Origin of the sequence: Paenibacillus cremeus, from assembly GCF_007786445.1 — a bacterium.
Taxonomy (GTDB): Bacteria; Bacillota; Bacilli; order Paenibacillales; family NBRC-103111; genus Paenibacillus_G; species Paenibacillus_G cremeus.
In genome coordinates this window covers 1-17,030 of the sequence record NZ_VNJI01000085.1, presented here as the reverse complement: position 1 = coordinate 17,030, position 17,030 = coordinate 1, and the positions used below count along the sequence as shown (strand labels likewise).

13 protein-coding genes and 1 pseudogene are annotated in these 17,030 nt (G+C 40.9%); 7 read left to right on the top strand and 7 right to left on the bottom strand.

Features of this window, described 5'->3' with window-relative positions; genetic code table 11:
* Positions 1-903: 903 nt before the first annotated feature.
* Positions 904-1,239, top strand: a complete 336-nt coding sequence (locus tag FPZ49_RS33975) for a hypothetical protein (RefSeq protein WP_144855019.1) — start codon at positions 904-906, stop codon at positions 1,237-1,239.
* Positions 1,240-1,244: 5 nt separating this feature from the next.
* Here FPZ49_RS33975 and FPZ49_RS33970 read toward each other — a convergent pair whose 3' ends face one another.
* From FPZ49_RS33970 to FPZ49_RS33965, 3 genes are all read right to left on the bottom strand, one after another.
* A complete protein-coding gene (locus FPZ49_RS33970; RefSeq protein ID WP_144855017.1) occupies positions 1,245-1,658 on the bottom strand; it encodes a hypothetical protein in 414 nt (137 codons plus the stop codon).
* Positions 1,659-1,663: 5 nt separating this feature from the next.
* The gene (locus tag FPZ49_RS36260) at positions 1,664-1,834 is read right to left on the bottom strand and encodes a hypothetical protein (RefSeq protein WP_186446268.1); all 171 of its coding nucleotides are present in this window, start codon (positions 1,832-1,834) and stop codon (positions 1,664-1,666) included.
* A gap of 261 nt (positions 1,835-2,095) precedes the next feature.
* A complete protein-coding gene (locus FPZ49_RS33965) occupies positions 2,096-3,079 on the bottom strand; it encodes a hypothetical protein (RefSeq protein ID WP_144855015.1) in 984 nt (327 codons plus the stop codon).
* 1,493 nt (positions 3,080-4,572) lie between these two features.
* Here FPZ49_RS33965 and FPZ49_RS33960 point away from each other — a divergent pair.
* Positions 4,573-5,568: a glycosyltransferase family 2 protein gene (locus tag FPZ49_RS33960; RefSeq protein WP_144855013.1), complete on the top strand. Its 996-nt coding sequence runs from the start codon at positions 4,573-4,575 to the stop codon at positions 5,566-5,568.
* 749 nt (positions 5,569-6,317) lie between these two features.
* Here FPZ49_RS33960 and FPZ49_RS33955 read toward each other — a convergent pair.
* The 4 genes and pseudogenes from FPZ49_RS33955 to FPZ49_RS37790 form a co-directional block, all read right to left on the bottom strand.
* Complete coding sequence (locus tag FPZ49_RS33955; RefSeq protein ID WP_144855011.1) at positions 6,318-6,509, bottom strand: FeoB-associated Cys-rich membrane protein; 192 nt, start codon at positions 6,507-6,509, stop codon at positions 6,318-6,320.
* Between the two features lie 30 nt (positions 6,510-6,539).
* A complete protein-coding gene (feoB, locus tag FPZ49_RS33950; RefSeq protein WP_144855009.1) occupies positions 6,540-8,552 on the bottom strand; it encodes a ferrous iron transport protein B in 2,013 nt (670 codons plus the stop codon).
* Complete coding sequence (locus tag FPZ49_RS33945) at positions 8,549-8,776, bottom strand: FeoA family protein (RefSeq protein ID WP_144855007.1); 228 nt, start codon at positions 8,774-8,776, stop codon at positions 8,549-8,551. The genes feoB and FPZ49_RS33945 overlap by 4 nt, the downstream gene beginning before the upstream one ends.
* A 2,370-nt stretch (positions 8,777-11,146) precedes the next feature.
* Positions 11,147-11,902 (bottom strand): annotated as a pseudogene (locus FPZ49_RS37790) (COG4705 family protein); the annotation flags it as partial.
* Positions 11,903-12,378: 476 nt separating this feature from the next.
* Here FPZ49_RS37790 and FPZ49_RS33935 point away from each other — a divergent pair.
* The 5 genes from FPZ49_RS33935 to FPZ49_RS33920 all read left to right on the top strand — a co-directional run bounded on the left by FPZ49_RS33935 (position 12,379) and on the right by FPZ49_RS33920 (position 16,877).
* On the top strand, positions 12,379-12,882 hold the full coding sequence (locus FPZ49_RS33935) for a C40 family peptidase (RefSeq protein WP_144855003.1): 504 nt from the start codon (positions 12,379-12,381) through the stop codon (positions 12,880-12,882).
* A 573-nt stretch (positions 12,883-13,455) separates the two neighbouring features.
* Entirely contained in the window at positions 13,456-13,632 is a 177-nt protein-coding gene (locus FPZ49_RS36255) for a hypothetical protein (RefSeq protein ID WP_186446267.1), read from the top strand.
* A gap of 759 nt (positions 13,633-14,391) precedes the next feature.
* The gene (locus FPZ49_RS33930; protein ID WP_144855002.1) at positions 14,392-14,748 is read left to right on the top strand and encodes a hypothetical protein; all 357 of its coding nucleotides are present in this window, start codon (positions 14,392-14,394) and stop codon (positions 14,746-14,748) included.
* Between the two features lie 562 nt (positions 14,749-15,310).
* On the top strand, positions 15,311-15,976 hold the full coding sequence (locus FPZ49_RS33925) for a phosphatase PAP2 family protein (RefSeq protein ID WP_144855000.1): 666 nt from the start codon (positions 15,311-15,313) through the stop codon (positions 15,974-15,976).
* Between the two features lie 382 nt (positions 15,977-16,358).
* Positions 16,359-16,877: a C40 family peptidase gene (locus FPZ49_RS33920; protein ID WP_144854998.1), complete on the top strand. Its 519-nt coding sequence runs from the start codon at positions 16,359-16,361 to the stop codon at positions 16,875-16,877.
* The last annotated feature ends 153 nt before the right edge of the window (positions 16,878-17,030 follow it).

Below are 17,030 nucleotides of genomic sequence, written 5' to 3'. Positions count from 1 at the left end.
TTTGTTTGGCTCCATCTACACCCATCATAGGATTACCCTCCAAAGTAAAAAAGACCGTATAGAGATAAATTCTACACGGCCCTCCAAAAAACCTATTAAATTGATACGTTTGTCAACAGTCCCGAAAACGCGGTTTTTTTGTTTTATGTTATAAAGTTCTTGTCAAAAACAAATGACAAGAACTTTATAACATTCCCGAAATTGACAAGAACTTTATATCATTGCCGACGATGCTGTGAAGTGGAGGCTATTGTAGAAAGGACGTCGCCTTGGTGATAAAATTGTAGTCTGTCTAGATAAATTATTTAATTCTTGGAGCAACATTCGTGATTTCGTTCATAGCAGGCTTAAAGGTGGAGGTGGATCTCATTAATTGCCGCATAAATTGCTGCTTTTTTGTTTTATGGGATCAAGTTCTTGTCAAATTCAATGACAAGAACTTGATCCCATTCCCGATTTTGACAAGAACATTATCTCATTCCCGACAAGTCGTATCAAAGGTATACTAAAGATATGTCAGCGATCGTGGAGAGAGCATGTAGTGATTCATCTTCGTCATTGAGGGACGGATACGTTAGTGAAAAGGGAACACCGGCTGCCGCGCAGTCGATGACCACTTAACTGACGGAGAACGGTTAATGCAACGCTTCCAAATGACCAAATAGGAATAGTAAACTAGAATACTAAACATTCCCGATTAGTATTCTTCCAGTACTGGGGACTTCGAGTTGTAACAATAAGTTCTAAATGGGAGTATTTAAAATACCTGACGAAGTTTATGTTAGGAAGCTTCTAGGTATGGATGGCAACGAAGGTCACAGGAGAAATTGTATTCTAAAGAAACTTGAACAAAATATTCGCCCCATTGTTTTACTTAATAAAAATATCATAGGAGAGAATGTCATGGGCAACGAGACGGAAGGAATCGGTCATGGATTTCACGTTGCCCGTCGCGTCGAATACGACTTGAGGATAATCGCCTCTAAGCGCTGCGAGCTGTTCCAGAGATTGATCCAAGGCGTTAACGGTATGCTGTATACCGCCCAAGAGCGGCTGAACACCAACCGTTCCTCGTTAATGTCCATCATTATTACGTTTGCTCCAGCATATTTGGTAAATGTCGTGACGCCCAGAACCAATCGGCCCGCCTCCGATTACGTCCGTGTCACCGGGACGCAAGCCGGAGCGCCTCACCTACCGCGTGAGCTCCGATGGCAAGCGGCTAGTACGGCCGTTTGAGTGAATTATGGATTTCTATGGATATTATTCAAAATGTCTTCGTATACTCTGTAAATTTTCATATATGTTGATAGATTTTCTTTATTGAATTTTTCATAAATAGCAGGATACTCACAAAAATTACGACCTAATTCCCATGCCCTTGATTCCATGTCTACATTAAGTTTTTTCATAGATGTATATAACTCGAAAAGTTCCTTTACAACTATTTCATCAAAAGACTCACTTACAGTACCGTCAGCAACATCGTTTGGCTTGTGTACAATTAATCCCAATAGTAATTCCTTCCATCTTGCTTTATGCTTTTTTAATTCGTTCCAATTTTCTTCTACCGTAACATCGCTTGCATGCCCTAATTCGTGGGCTATCAAGCTGTCAACATATGCCGTTTCTTCTTCGATACTTATGCTTGAAAGCATCTCTTTTATTTTTTAAGCGAAATATAAATCGTTTGGGTTGATGGATCATAATTTGCAGTTGATTCCAATAACAGTTGATTTGTTTCATTAACAGCGCGTTCCTTAAAAACCACTTGAAGAATATTCAGTTTGCTTTTTTCGATTTTCTCTATAATCACTTGCTTTAATGCTTCCATAATCATCACCCATTAAACAATATGCAAAGTAATAACTAATAGCCCAATTATATCGCTGTTAAGTTAATGGTAACGCGCTGGGCTCAACCACTGCCATAACGATCGACAGCAGCGACCAGAAGCATCTTTAGGCTTATATCCTTGCATAAGCATCTCAGGCGATGTTGTCTCAAGCCAATCAACAACCGCAAAGTGTGTTGCAGTTGTTAAAATAAAAATTTGCTATTTTCGTAATTATTGTTGCTATTTGATACAGAAAAGTCACCTTTTAGAATGGTTCGTTTTCGGTTTTCCTTTAAAATCAATTGGTTTAAATTTACCAGGATACGCTGCATTGATGGCAGCGTAGGGACTATCCTTAAATACGTGTTGCAACATACCACTTAGATTATTTCGAACAAATATACTTTCGCTTAACGATTTTTTAATATCCATCTCTGACCATTTTAGTTTTTCTTCAATTAACCATCGTACCGCATCGACAGAAGTCTCAAGAGACCAAAAATGTTGGGGCACTTTACGTAATTCCCAAGGTTTCAATTTATCAGGATATGCTGCATCAAGAGCCGCAAACGGACTTCCGTTAAATACCGTATGAAGCATCCCCTGTAAGCCATTTTCTGCAAAGGTATTACCTGATAATTTGTCCTTAATATCCTCATCAGACCATTTCAGTTCTTCTTGCATTAGCCAACGTGTCGCCTCTATTCCAGCAGCACGGTTCCAAAAATTGAGTGGAGTTTTATTTAATTCCCATGGTTTAAATTTCCCAGGGTAGGCGGCATTAACGGCACTATATGGGCTTTTATCAAATACGATATACAACATTCCTCCTAAGTTATTGTCGTTAAACGTATTTACACATAGTAAGTGTTTGAGGTCGATTATCGACCAACATAATTTTTCTTCGATAAGCCATCGTGTTGCAACAATTCCCATTTCTACCGTCCAAAACCCCTGTGGTGTTTGTTGTAATTCCCATGGCTTAAATTGTCCTGGGTATGCCGCATCCAATGCTGCGTATGGGCTATTGTTAAACACATATTCTAACATTCCACCCAATTTAAGCTTTTTAAACACTTTATGATTTAACCTTTTTTTTATATCTTCTACTGACCATTGCAGCTTTTCCTCTATTAAATACTTAACAAGCTTCACACCATCAGATGAAAAATTCCAAGTCCCTTTTGGGAATCTCTTACGCTTACCTTGCAATATTTCCTCATAAGTGTCAATAATGCTCACAATTTACACTCCTTTTGCATTTTCTCTATAGTTTATGCGGCGGAATAAAAAACCGACCCATTTGCTTTGGGACTCTAAAACAGAGGACTTTCTATGTTTAAAAGCAACAATATTTACAAAAACAAGTTTTAGTATGGAGGAGGGGGGCTAACAGAGATTTTGTATCTATGGTTTAAGAAAGGTGAGTATAAGCAGTACATGTGTTGTATAAGGACTGAATAGGCATCGCGATTCTGGTCATCCTGTAAGTTCCTAATATTTAAACACAACACATACTCACATTACTTGCTTTACAAGAAGGGTACTATGTTATACTCAGCAAACAGTGACCAGATGACATGCCTCGCCGTCTCATGAGGTTGTTAGATTTTATCAAGCATGCTTAATTTGTAGAGTCATAAAAATCAGTATTTGGGAGGATTTTTCGAAAATGAATCTAATGAATCGCAAACAGTACGGAACATATGTTGATCGAAACGGACGAATCGTCAGTTTGGGAAATTCAGTTGAGGTGATAGCTACAAAGGAGGTTAAAAAAGTCAAACACATATTTGCTTGCACGGAATTAAAGTTAATTTTGAGGGAAATAACCCCGATGAACTAACACCAGCTAGTAGCACTCAATTAGTTTCGGATAATGAAGCTATGCCTTAAAAATATGAGAGACGGTAATTAATGGCACTAAGAGTCAGGGATATGGATCGTACTAGGAAAGGGCAATATATAGACGTTGCTTTGTATGAATTTCATTGCTAGATTGAGATAGAATAAATACCGACTATATTGATGGAATCATTCCGGTCTTGAAAATTCTTAATGTTTACGAATACGAACAGTTTGTTACGGCATCTGATAATCTTAAACAGATTAAAAGAGTTTGAAAAACTACGATACAAACAATGCTCATACACAATGGTTGGTAGCTAAAACATCCCTAAACAATATATAAAACACTAGATTCTAGGTTGTTTGACGAGATTGGAGATATAAATGTCAGGATTATTAGCGGAAATAAATAAGCAGCCCCTCGGGGCTTTTTTTATTGTTTGATGCATATATATGCCAAATTTATCTGACTGATCAGGATCTAAAGGACTTAGTTTTTCAAAATTGAAAACAGACTTACACTTGTTATTTTAGATACGACCGCTGCGTGACGAAACCAGGGTTGCTATTTTTAGTGGCATTTTAGGTATTATCTTTCCATAGGCGCGGCGGCCGGTAGTTCCAATGCGAAATGTCTTTATTGAGTTGCTTACAGACTGCACACTTAATGTCTAGTTTAATACGATCATAACCTTCCGAGTCATTACCCGGCCTTAAATAATAGACATCTGTTTATATGGAAACAGATAATAATAAATTCGTCTATATCACTTAAGAACAATCAGTAATATAACGTATTAAGAAAAGACTGCTGGTGCTGAAATAATATACGAATTCAAATATCATCAGTTTGGGTCTATGGAAGAGTGGTCGGGAGGTAATGTCAAATGCTGGTTTCCGTCGTAATGCCGGTTTATAACGGAGAGGTGTATCTGGAAGAGGCAATTCAAAGTATCTTGAGTCAAACCATGTCTGATTTTGAGTTTATCATCGTGAATGACGGCTCGATAGATCGAACCAAAGAAATCTTGGATCATGTAATGGATTCCCGTGTCAGGGTCATTCATCTGACCCAAAACGGGGGAGCTGCTTCGGCGATGAATAAAGCGATAGAACAAGCAAAAGGGGAATGGATAGCGGTTCAAGACGCAGACGACAAAAGTATGCCAGCTCGCCTCGAGGAGCAGATCAAGCATCTTGAGGCTAAGGATTTATCCGGTGTTGCTTCGCTTGTTAAATTTTTACCCGGAAAAAGACCTTTACCGGAAGAGCGCTTGCGCGAGGAGGAGGCTGTAAACGGGATAGCAACGCAGGAGCAAATCAAAGCTTGTCGATTCCACGGAAATCCGATCTGCCATGGGACGCTCACTTTTTCAAAGCAACTTTTCCATCAAGTGGGAGGGTATAATTCGAAGTTCACTATTGCTTACGACTATGAATTATGGATGAAGTTGTTCGCAATACTTCCAATTGAAAAATTGGGTAAAGTTCTATACCAATATAGGGTAAACCTCTCCTCACTTGGCCATTCCGACATGACGGAAACCAGTATTGAGGTAATGGCTGTTTCATCAAACTCCATTCGTCGGATATGTTTTTCCGATATGGCGAAATCACCGCGTGCTGTAGTTATCTGTTCCCCGAAAGGATGTCAAGTCTACCAGCATCATGTGCTTCCTGACTGCCAGTTGGACGTAGTATACTTCCTGTACAATTGCGATATTGCACAGGCGGAGCTTGCTTATCAACTTTTCTTGGCTTACAAGGTGGACCTTATAATTGTGCTAGATGGAGTGGGTGCATGGGAAGTGACTGACTGGCTGATTCAAAATGGTTTGGAATATAACCAGCATCTGTTTACAATCTGGAACGATATTGTGTGAGAGTGTTAAATACTCACTAACGTTAACGATGTTATAAATGGAAATTTGGCATTGGTATAATTTTGTTTCATTCCATACAAGGAAAGACCGTTCATCGCGCTTCTCACCGTTTGGATCGCCATTTGGGTAAAAAACGGAAGCATCAAGACCGATGAAACCAATCCCTCCTTAACCCTTGAAGAAACATTTGGGCTGCGCACGCATATCATATCATCTTAATAAAAAGATAGCCGGCTTCGGCTCCAGCTATCTTTTTTTTTACTTCATCCGTAAGTGTGGACGAGATATTTAAAGAAGTTGCTAAGCGTGAGATTACCGAGGGGATCGCGGTCACGCACCGTTTTCGGGATGCGCTTCGCTCCTTTTATTCAGTGGATCCAATGGTACTGAAAGGAAGATTTGACCGATATTAAACCCAACCGGGATGATTGATCGTCGAACAGCGGAGGACGCAGCATCCATGATCGGGTACTGGCCATGATTGATTCCGGAGAAGTCATTCCGTATTGAGCCATGGAGAAAACAACAGATCAAGTAGAGAAGGAGGGGGTTGAAAACCGTTGCCACGACGGGGAGGCTCTTGTGATGTAATTCGAAACGCATTGAAGGCAAATTAAACCGGAGCATTCCTCTCCATTAGAAGAGAAATCATGGAAAGCACTTATAATAGGGCATAGCAATTGTCGTTATGTGTAAAAGTTCAGCCCTACTTCAATGTACTATCGAAATAGGGCTGGTTAGTTCCGTTTTTATGATTGCTTGCTTGACGGGGGCAGGATTGTTGATCCCAGTTTCCCATTAAAGTCCTGGCATGCGGATTGGCAAGATTCACTGAGTGAGCAGGCCGCACATTTGCCTTGGCGTGTTTTCCTTACATATCGGATAATCGACCAAGCGGCATACCCGAAGATTAAGACCCCGGCGATAAGATTAAACACCATTCACGGTTCCTCCTAACCAACACGTCTAAATTATTGAAACCCAAGCGCCTTACAGGTGCCGTAGACTGCCAAAGCGATCACATATGCGACGACAAGCGCATATCCGACAGAAAACCAAGTCCACAGGGAGGAGCCTGTCTCTTTGCGAATAACTCCGACTGTTGCAAGACATGGAACGTACAGCAAGATAAACACCATGAAGCTATACGCTTGCAGCGGACTAAAGAATTGTGTGATCATTCCCGATAATCCGGCATCATCAGGAGCGGCATAGATGATACCCATCGTCGAAACGACGACCTCCTTCGCCAAAAAACCGGTGAGCAGAGCAGCGCCCGCCTGCCAGTTGCCGAAGCCGATAGGCGCGAACAATGGGGCAATAACCGAGCCGATCGCTTTCAGGAAGCTCTCGTCCATCGACACATTCCAGCCGCTGGGACCCGTATAGCCGAGTAGCCAGATGACGACGGAGCCGCCGAAAATGAACGTACCGGCTTTACGGACAAACCCTTTGCCCTTCTCCCACGTGCTCCGCATCAAGGTTCGCCACTGTGGAATACGGTAAGGAGGAAGCTCGATTACGAACAGCGACGATTCACCCTTCACGATCGTGGAGGAGAACAACTTCGCGAGCACAAGAGCTGCTACAACACCCAAGACGTATAAGGATAAAACGATGAGAGCCTGATTGCTTTTGAAAAACGTCCCGACGAACAAGCTGTACACAGACAATCGGGCGGAGCATGACATGAGCGGCGTCAACAATATGGTCAACAAACGCTCTTTCGGCTGCTCGATCGTTCTTGCGGCCATAATGCCGGGTACGTTACAGCCGAACCCGATAATCATAGGAATGAACGCCTTGCCGTTCAGGCCGACGCCTTCCATCAGCCGATCCATAACCGTGGCGATCCGAGCCATATACCCGGAGTCTTCGATGAAAGAAATGATAAGGAACAGTATGAAAATTTGCGGGACAAATACAAGCACGCCGCCCACGCCGCCAATAATTCCTTCCAGAATAACCGACTTGATGAATGCCGCAGCGCCCACGGTATCAAGCAAGGATCCGATTCCGTCCTTTACCGGACCGTTCAAGAGAGCATCCAACTCATCCGAGAGCGGTGTCCCGATCCAGTCGAACGTCAGCTTGAACGTTAGAAACATAAACACCAAAAAGATTGGAATGCCGAGAAATTTATTGGTAACAATATCATCAATTCGCTCGGTCAGCGTTCTGCCGGTTTTGTGGGTTTCTCGCAGCGAGCGCTGAAGCCAGCCGTCGATGATCTCCGCCCGTTGTGAGCGGATGTATTGGCTCATATCTTTGGCGCCTGTCTGCTGTTTGAGTTGCAGCTCCGTGGCGTCATAGAACAACTGCAACCATGCCGGATCTACGAGCTGGCGAAGCTTCTGCAGGACCAATATATTTCCTTCAAGGAACTGCAGGGCAAGCCAGCGTTTCGGACCGGCATCTGCCGGAAGCTTAGTCTCCAGTTCAGAAATAGCGCGTTCCAGCAGCGAGCCGTACTCAAATCGCCGCGGCTGGAGCAGCCGGTTCGTACGGTGCTCCGGCTTCGTCAAGCGAACTAGCTCATCACAGCCGCGCCCCGTTCGGGCAATGACCGGGACAACTTCGGCGCCAAGCTGGTTTGCCAGCTCGCGCTCATCGATATGAAGCCCTCGCGACTCGGCAACGTCAATCATATTAAGTGCAACGACGACCGGTGCTCCGTATTCCAGCAATTGCACGGTCAAATGCAGATTACGCTCCAGCTGGGATGCATCTACTACGTTCATCAACATCGAAGGGGATTCATCGAGCAAGTAGCTCGTAGTTACACCTTCATCCCGGGACAGGGGACTAAGGGAATATATGCCGGGCAAATCGATAAGTTGCCCTTGTTTATTCGTTAATGTACCAACCTTCTTCTCGACGGTCACTCCCGCCCAGTTGCCTACATATTCATATGAACTGGTTAGCGTATTGAATAATGACGTTTTCCCCGTATTTGGGTTTCCAGCGAGTGCAACGGTTATCATACGGCCTCCACCTGTATGCAATTCGCTTCCTTGCGGCGGATGGCAATCCACTGACCTTTCGCCTCGATCGTACAGGGACCGCTGAATGGCAGTAACTTGCGAAGCGAGATCACAGATCCTTCCATGATGCCGAAATCGTTAAGCCGGCGTCTTACAAGGTCGTTCATCGTCGAAAGATCAGTTATTTTTACATTGGTGCCGGCCATGATGTCCGTAAGCTTCATCACCATCATCCTAACCTCGAAAAATTTACTAATTACTGATAATGATTATCAATATCTACGATTGTAGGTCATCTACGGCAGTATTGCAACAAAAATTTTCTGAAAATCATATATACCTAAAGCAATTCGTACTGGCAATTATAGGAATGCGGATGAAGTCCAAAAAAAAGTAATAAGGATACATATTATGCTCTCAAGTTTTGTTGGGCATCTTTTCGCGATGGGACAACAATTGGGGCTACATTGCTGCAGGAACCCAAGCTGTTTGTTGGTAGGCAAAAACGCATATGTTTGTGTCGCCGAACAACAACGGGCTCCATCGAAGTCAAAGAAAAATGAAGAACGGCTCTTTCGCAACCTTGCGAACAGAGCCGTTTTTTTTGCCATTGTTCCACGAATGAAAATCGGCGATCAGGGTGAAAAATGGGAGAATTTACGACTTGAAAATGAGGAATGGATTAAAATCAAGAATGGGTTCATTATGTATTTTTGTAACTCCCGACCAATTAATATTGTATGGTTCGGTAAGTGAGTTACATCTTTAAAGGATAGAATCGGATATTCTTGGTTTGAGTTATCAACCCAAGAGATGATTTGGGATATTGCTAAAGCGCTAGGGCTTCAGAAAAGTTGGGACGAAGCACGTTGGTGCTTTAGTGTGAAAAGGCAATAATACAGTAATTTCTTATATCGAAGCATGAGCTTAATCGTTCATGCTTTTTTATTTTTTTTCGTTGAAAAAAAACTAATTTCAAATTTGCTTCACGTAGACCAAATGTACTGATCGAGATATGATTAACGCGTTGGTGTTAGCGAATCCAATAATAAGGGCATTATCAATATTTGATAGATTGGAAAGCGAAGACTGGAAAAATTCATGATGATAATTCCATCGTCAACAAATGTCGGGTGACAGAGTTTGATCTCATTATTGGCCGTGTAAAATGGGACTGTTGACAAAGTCTCGGCTAAACAAAACGCTGATGATTCACTACAATATATAGTGGATCATCAGCGTTTTTAATTCCAGATATTGTATCACCTAGATGTGAATTGCTGTTTGTCAACAGTCCCTAAAATGCGGTTTTTTTTTATTTCATCCATTCAATATGATGCCATGAACTTCACCGTTTAGTTAAAATGAGGGCTTCGATGTCTTAACGGTCTCTGGCCATGGCAATCTATTTGACGAATAACGCACGAGGGTAGCAGCTAGCGGATATGACATTCTGTAAAGCTACAAGATGTTGACTGCATCGGATATAGGATTTTTTAGGGTTGGCTCAAGAGGAGGCCCCTATAGTCCAAGAGCATCAACTCGATCAACAATCAAAAGTAACCAAGCTATTATCTCCATTAGCACTGGCTAAAAAGCCGAGTACAGAAAAGACATCATTCAAGTGATTTTTATTTTCGATATCGCCATCATTCAACTAAAAAGTTAGTCTTTCAGTAGTCGCTTGTAAAAAGCAGACATCGCTTAATGAGATGTCTGCTTTTTACTACATGTGTATGTGATTATGTGAGACATATCACTGGAAGGCGTAATTCTTCAGCTTCCGTTGTTCATTCTTATTTATTTGCTTCGTTTAATATACTTAGAGAATTGTTAAGTGCAGCTGCGCACTTACTGACATCAGGTTTCGCTGAGCGTACTGCTGACAAAATAATATCAATTGTACCATCAATTTTAGTCCATGTTGCACCATCTATTTTTCTAAGTTTCGGTTCTGTCGTATCCCACTGATGCTCCAGATGGTCAGCTCCTGTTTTGGCTGCTGCAAAGTCGTTTGATTGTACTGCAATTAATATATCACTTTCAATTTTAACAAAGTCAGTTAATTGACCGCCTAATTTATTTTGCGGAGATGCTGATGGTGTTTCACCCGGTGTCGTTTGTGAAGGAGGAGTTTGTACCCTTGATTTATTCGCTTCACTTAGTGCACTAAGCGATTTGTTCAGCGCCATTTTGTTCAGGTTAGCATCGGGCTTTCCCGCACGCGTTGCCGCTAACACATTGTCAATGGTTTGATCAATTTTATTCCACGTTGCGCCGTCTATTTTTCTAAGTTCAGGTTCTGATTTATCCCATTGTTGCTCCAAATTATCTGCACCTTTTTTCGCTGTAACAAAGTCATTTGAATTTATAGAGGTTAGCATATCATTTTCGATTGTAATAAAATTCGTCAATAGTCCAGCTAACGTCGTTTGTGTAGTCGACGTAGGTTGTAATGCGATGTTATTGTTCAGTTTTACATAACCACTTACACCAACAATTAAAAAAATACACAATGTTGCAACTGTTTGTATCAAAACATTTTTCTTGCTCCTATTGGTTTGGTTTGCTATTGTATCACTTTTTACTGCTAAATCAATTTTGGTTACTGCAAGATAACTGATGATCCCTAAAATAGAGATAAGAAAAATAATACTCGTAACGGTTGTTCCTAGTCCTAATGCACCGTTAGCTAATGGTTGAGAAAGGTAATCTCCTAAAGATGCTCCAAGTGGACGAGTAAGAATATACGCGATCCAAAAGGCTAAGATGCCATCAAGTCTTAGGATTTTCCATGCTAAGAATATACAAATAATGATAACGGTGACTGTTATTCCAGTGCGTAAATAGCCAAGACCGAGCTGTTCGGAAAATAAATCACCCATTGCTGTACCAAGTGCAAATGTGAAAAGAATGGTAAGCCAATAGAAAACTTCTCTTTTCCGGGTAAAAATCGAATGTATAGAGAGCGTTTTTTCACTCATAAACCAAAAAAGAAAAGTTAATGCGAGCAGCACGGAGAAAACTAGGGTACTCGTTTCTAGAGGTACTCCGATATTGTCTGTTAAATTATCCGTGACAAGCGTCCCGAATACACTAATAAGCACAACCGTAAGCCAATAAATCCCTGGAACATATTTATTGGCTTTAAATTGAAAATACAATACCAAGAAAAAAGCTAACCCCATAATTATTGTAGTGTTCGTTAAACCAAATCCGAGATTGAAATTTAAGAAATCAGCAAATGTTTCCCCAACAGTTGTGCATAAAATTTTGATTATCCAGAAAAAAATAGTAATTTGTGGAACCTTGTTAAGTAACATTTTTAAGTTGTTTTGGCTCTTTTCCATACTATACTTCCTTTCTTTGCATTTGTTTATCACAACTTATTTTAAGGCATCAGCTTAGTAAGCATATCGCACTTAAATTAAAATCTTATGTGAAAAAAGCACAATCGAATAACCCCCAGCTGGGGTACGATCTCTGGAGTACTTATTATTTGACTGCTCGTCGTGTGCTCCCAAGTAGAAAACCTATTTTCGACTGCATTAGATGTGTATACGGGCTGACGGCGAGTTTATAAATAAACGCAAGAAGTATAACAGTCATCGTACCTAACCAACACTTCTGGAGCTGGCAGTAAGTCAAGAATAATCCTCTCATAATAATCTCATAAATTTCTAATAATCGTCTATTTTCCTAGTGTGCTCATGTATTGGGAGCTTTTTTAGTAAATTCTTTCAGAAAAATGTATGCTACAGTGAGCTAAGGTGGCCAAGTTGGTCTACCAAATTTACTAATAGTTTCATAAGGAGGGTGACTGTACATGTCACGTATTAAGAAAAATCGCCTTAGTCAATCGCTAGTGGGCATAGCTTTAAGCCTTTCCTTAATCGGATCGGCTAGCCTCCTAGTCTCTACTCCATCGGCACACGCCGCAACGGTTACCACCTCAAAGGTAGATCAAATCGTTAATACGGCACTATCTTATCAAGGTAAAGTGAAATACCGTTTTGGTACTAGAGATTCACAGCATTTGATTTTTGACTGTTCCGCATTTACACAATTTGTTTTTGCAAAAAGTGGAATTACGATCCCATGGGGGTCCAAGGCTCAAGCAAGCGTCGGAACGCCGGTAAAGGATAAAGCACATCTGCAAAAAGGTGATCTAGTGATGTTCAGCGTTGGCAGACCAGGCCACATCGATCATGTTGGAATTTATTTGGGTAACGGCACATTTGTAGGCAACTCGCCAAGCCGAGGAGTCGCCATCTATGATATGAACTCGGGTTACTGGAAAAACCGTTTTATTACCGGACGTCATCTTTAATATCACGAATGATTGTTGTGTCCTTCATAGTTCCGCAGGTATCCTAAAGTGCACCCCCTAGAATAGACATTGGTTAACGCCCCCTGAGGTTAATCCGATGAATTTTAGGGGGTGCTTTTCATATTAATTGGTTACCGGTGGTTGGCCTTTCTTTATTGGTAATGGGTTCGGTTCCTCTCAACGATAAATACCAGCAATGGCTCTTCGTATGAGTCATCCGCAGCGAATGCTTAACTTGAAGCAACGTCGTCTCGTCTAATCGGATATAATGGAAAACCCTCCGCTAATACTTGAAGTTATTACCCTGCTAGGGATAATTTTTCGTTAAAAGCAAATCTTAGTCATAGAGGTTAGCCGACTAAATGAAACAATCAAATAAAGGAAATTTTAAGCTACGTACGACTCTCTGCAACACAATTAGGAACAAATATGAAAAAACGAAGCAAATGAGGGGGTTACAATTTTCAAATCGTATTTGTGGTTTGTGAGGAGTAATCCGAAGTCGCTTAGGCATTTGAATATTTTATTGTTGTTTATAGATTATACCATTAATTAAGAAAGTGGGACTGCGCAATGAGCAACGAAAACTTAGATAAAAATAAGGATCTAAAATCTGATCAAGAGAATTTGGTGAGTAATTCCGATAGTGAAGTGTTTCTCACAGGTTTAAAAAATGTTTTGAATTCATCAAATGAAAAAATGAATGAATGCGAGCAAAGTAAACAAAATGATCCATTTGTCGATTTATGATTTCACATATGCCTTAGGCTTTATTGACGAATTAAAACGCGATAGCCACCCCAAATGTTTCGGAATATACAGTTTGCCAAGCTTTTGGAACACAAGAAAGACTTGTCGGTAAATAGCTTTATATCATAGCTGATAGAAGGATGATGATGATCCTTTTTTCTGTAGTTTGCTCCAACAAGTACATGGTGTAATGCCCCACTCGTCGACTTCATTTAAATTAGTCCTTTGACGTTCACGATAGATCTGGACTGGAAAGTGACACCTTCTTTCGCCCCATCTTGAACAATTCCGAAGGCTAGCAGCGCCCCGCCTTCAAAGTCAATCTTCCTTGAGTTAACTAATAATGGATTCGAATCTTGTATATGTTTTTGTCGTAATCGGAGTGAAATAACTCTTTTCACAGCGTTTTTTCATAAAATTTTAATCTTTATTTAGTATCTTCAATTATCATCTAGAACATTCGTAAAAGGAGACCCTTCGAACATCGAATTGGTAATTTCGAGCAAAGTGAAAGTTTTAATCACTGCAGTGGCCGTGAGAGTTGACGTCTACTACACAATAAGGCAAGTAGTGGCTTACAATGGGAGTTGGCAGAACTAGAAGGACATTAGTAAACAAAAATTCCCAGCTATTTCATTTGCGTAGGTATGAACAAATGCTTTTTAATGCTTAAAGCCCTCGCTCCTTTTTTCGTACAAACGAAAGAAGGAGGATAACCATGCTGGAATTCAAAAAGATAACCAGAGAGGTGAAGCAACTTTGAAGGGAAAGCAGGATGAAACATTTAATCGGACCAAAGAAATTTTAGACTTTAAAGAAAAACTATCCGAATTATTCAATATTAGAATTACGGATTTAGCGGTAGATGTATTAACTGATGACAACAGGTTAACCATGATAGAAATTGGGAAAACCTTAGCTCAAAGCAAAGGCTTGATGAACAGATTGTTGATGGAAAAAAAGTTGCCGGTTCAACAACTTCTAAATACACACAATGAAATCTTAGGAGAAATGCTCGAAGGGAATCAACAATATGTGATTGCAATGGCTCTTATTTTATATGGACCTTATCCGTGCCTCAGAAAGTATCTCAATCTCACCTTGAGTGAACAATAATGATTTGATTCAAGAAGAAAACAGTAGTATTTAATCAACAATCATCCACGTAAACGGTACTGTTGAAAAACATATTGATGTGATAGTTTTTGAGGGCCGTGAGAATTTATCTCTATACGGTCTTTTCTTACGAAGGGAAGGCAATCCTATGATGTTTTTTATTCTGATCTACATCATAGCCACGTTTAATTCGGCGGACTTCTTGCCCACGTTCTCCTCATGAAGATTTTACTCTTTGAATACTTGTGTGGAATCCCCTCAGAAAGAAAGTTAGAGCAACAAACCTTGCCTTCCCGATATTGATTTATGCAAACGATATCATCATACCATCTGTAATAGTCTCGATGAAGATTGTCATATTCTTAATGATTCGAGAAGGGAATAATCGTCGGTGATGATCGGCAGAGCAGCATACATCAATCCGATTAGTGCATTAGGTTGAGGTACAACTAAATATTGTTTGAAACGGATTGTTATGAATGCTTAATCATATTCTATTTTTGAACTTTCTGGATTTGTGTTGAATAATTGTGCAAAATAACCATATTAAGGGGGCGGCATCATGGTGAAATTAAAGCAACAGTTAAGCTTTGCTTTTATTATTTCTATATTGTTTGCCGTTGGATTCGGCTTCGTTTCGTACGCTGTATCGGAAAAAAAAGTAACAAACTTTGATCAAACGATTATCTCGGGTGTACAAGGAGCGGAGTCACCCGCACTAACCCATGTAATGAAATTTTTCACCTTTATCGGAAACGGGTACTGTGTTGTTTTCGTATCGGCGATTGTTTTATTTTTTTTATATCAGGTGCTTCACCATCGGAAAGAGTTGATCTTATTCATTGCGGTAGTAGTTGGATCGGCTGTTTTGAACGAGACGCTAAAGCTAATTTTTCATCGTGCACGTCCCACACTGCACCGAATCGTTGTGGCTAACGGCTTCAGCTTTCCAAGCGGTCATTCCATGTCTGCATTCAGTTTATACGGTATTGTTGCTTTCTTGCTCTGGCGTCACACCTCCACACCTTTGGGACGAGGAATACTTATTATGTTAAGCATGATCATGATCCTGACTATTGGCGTCAGTCGTATTTATTTAGGCGTACATTATCCAAGTGATGTTGTCGGAGGGTTTCTTGCTAGCGGCTGTTGGCTATGTGCCTCCATTTGGTTTTATCAGAGGTATCAGGAGAAGAAATACGAGGAACAACTCAAAAGAAACACTTAAAAGTGGCTTTTTTGTAAACAGTCTCATTATCGATTATATTCCATAAGTACATGGTCACTTCGGGAACTTTGCTTAGCCTCGTATTCGGTTCGTTTACTTTAAAGGTACCAATTTGTCCAACCCCTATCTCTCCTTTTGTCATATTGTACATGGTCCAAATGAAAAATTAATGAGAATTACTCAATTTAGTCTCAATTTAGTTGTTAATTATCTGTCAAGGGAGGATTTCTCTCGAATTTTTCATGGAATTCTAATAATTGCTTTTTATGCTATGACTGAATTGACTTCTTTACCCTTCAGGTAAGTATTGGGATATTTCACTTGTGATACGATTGCCGCAGGTGAAAACCTAACATCTCTTACCACGAGGAGGAAGTTCATCATGACGAAAAGGTTAAAAAAGAACAAGCTTGGCAAAACGACATTATCTTTGGGACTAGTGATGAGCCTGTTTGCAGGTTTATCAACCGCTGCCTTCGCAGCTCCGGTATCCGCTGCTGTAACGCAGTCCTCCACGGCCGGTTCATTAGGCAGCAGAATCGTCCACACAGCTGAATCATACCAAGGGAAGGTAAGATACGTGTTTGGTAAGCGGGATCCACAGCATCTTATATTTGACTGCTCTGCTTTTACTCAATACGTGTTCCAGCTTAACGGATTAAGCATTCCTTGGGGTTCAAGAGTCCAAGCGCAGGTCGGCAGCTATGTGTCCAAAAGCCAGCTTCAACCAGGAGACTTGGTTATGTTTAGTGTCAGTACGCCGGGTCAAATCAATCACGTAGGGATTTATATCGGGAATGGACAATTCATTAACAATTTACCGCACAAAGGTGTAGTCATCTCTGACATGAATAGCTCTTATTGGACAAGCCATTACATTACTGCTCGACGTGTTAAATAATTCAGAACCTTTTGTGACCCAGTACCGATGAGGTGCTGGGTTTGTTGGTGCGCCTCGCAGTCGCACAGTCTAGGTGGTTCAAATCCACTCGGTAACTTTACCCTTTAAAGTGCCGTAGCCGAAGTAGAGGTCCAATCTTCATATGGAGAGGGA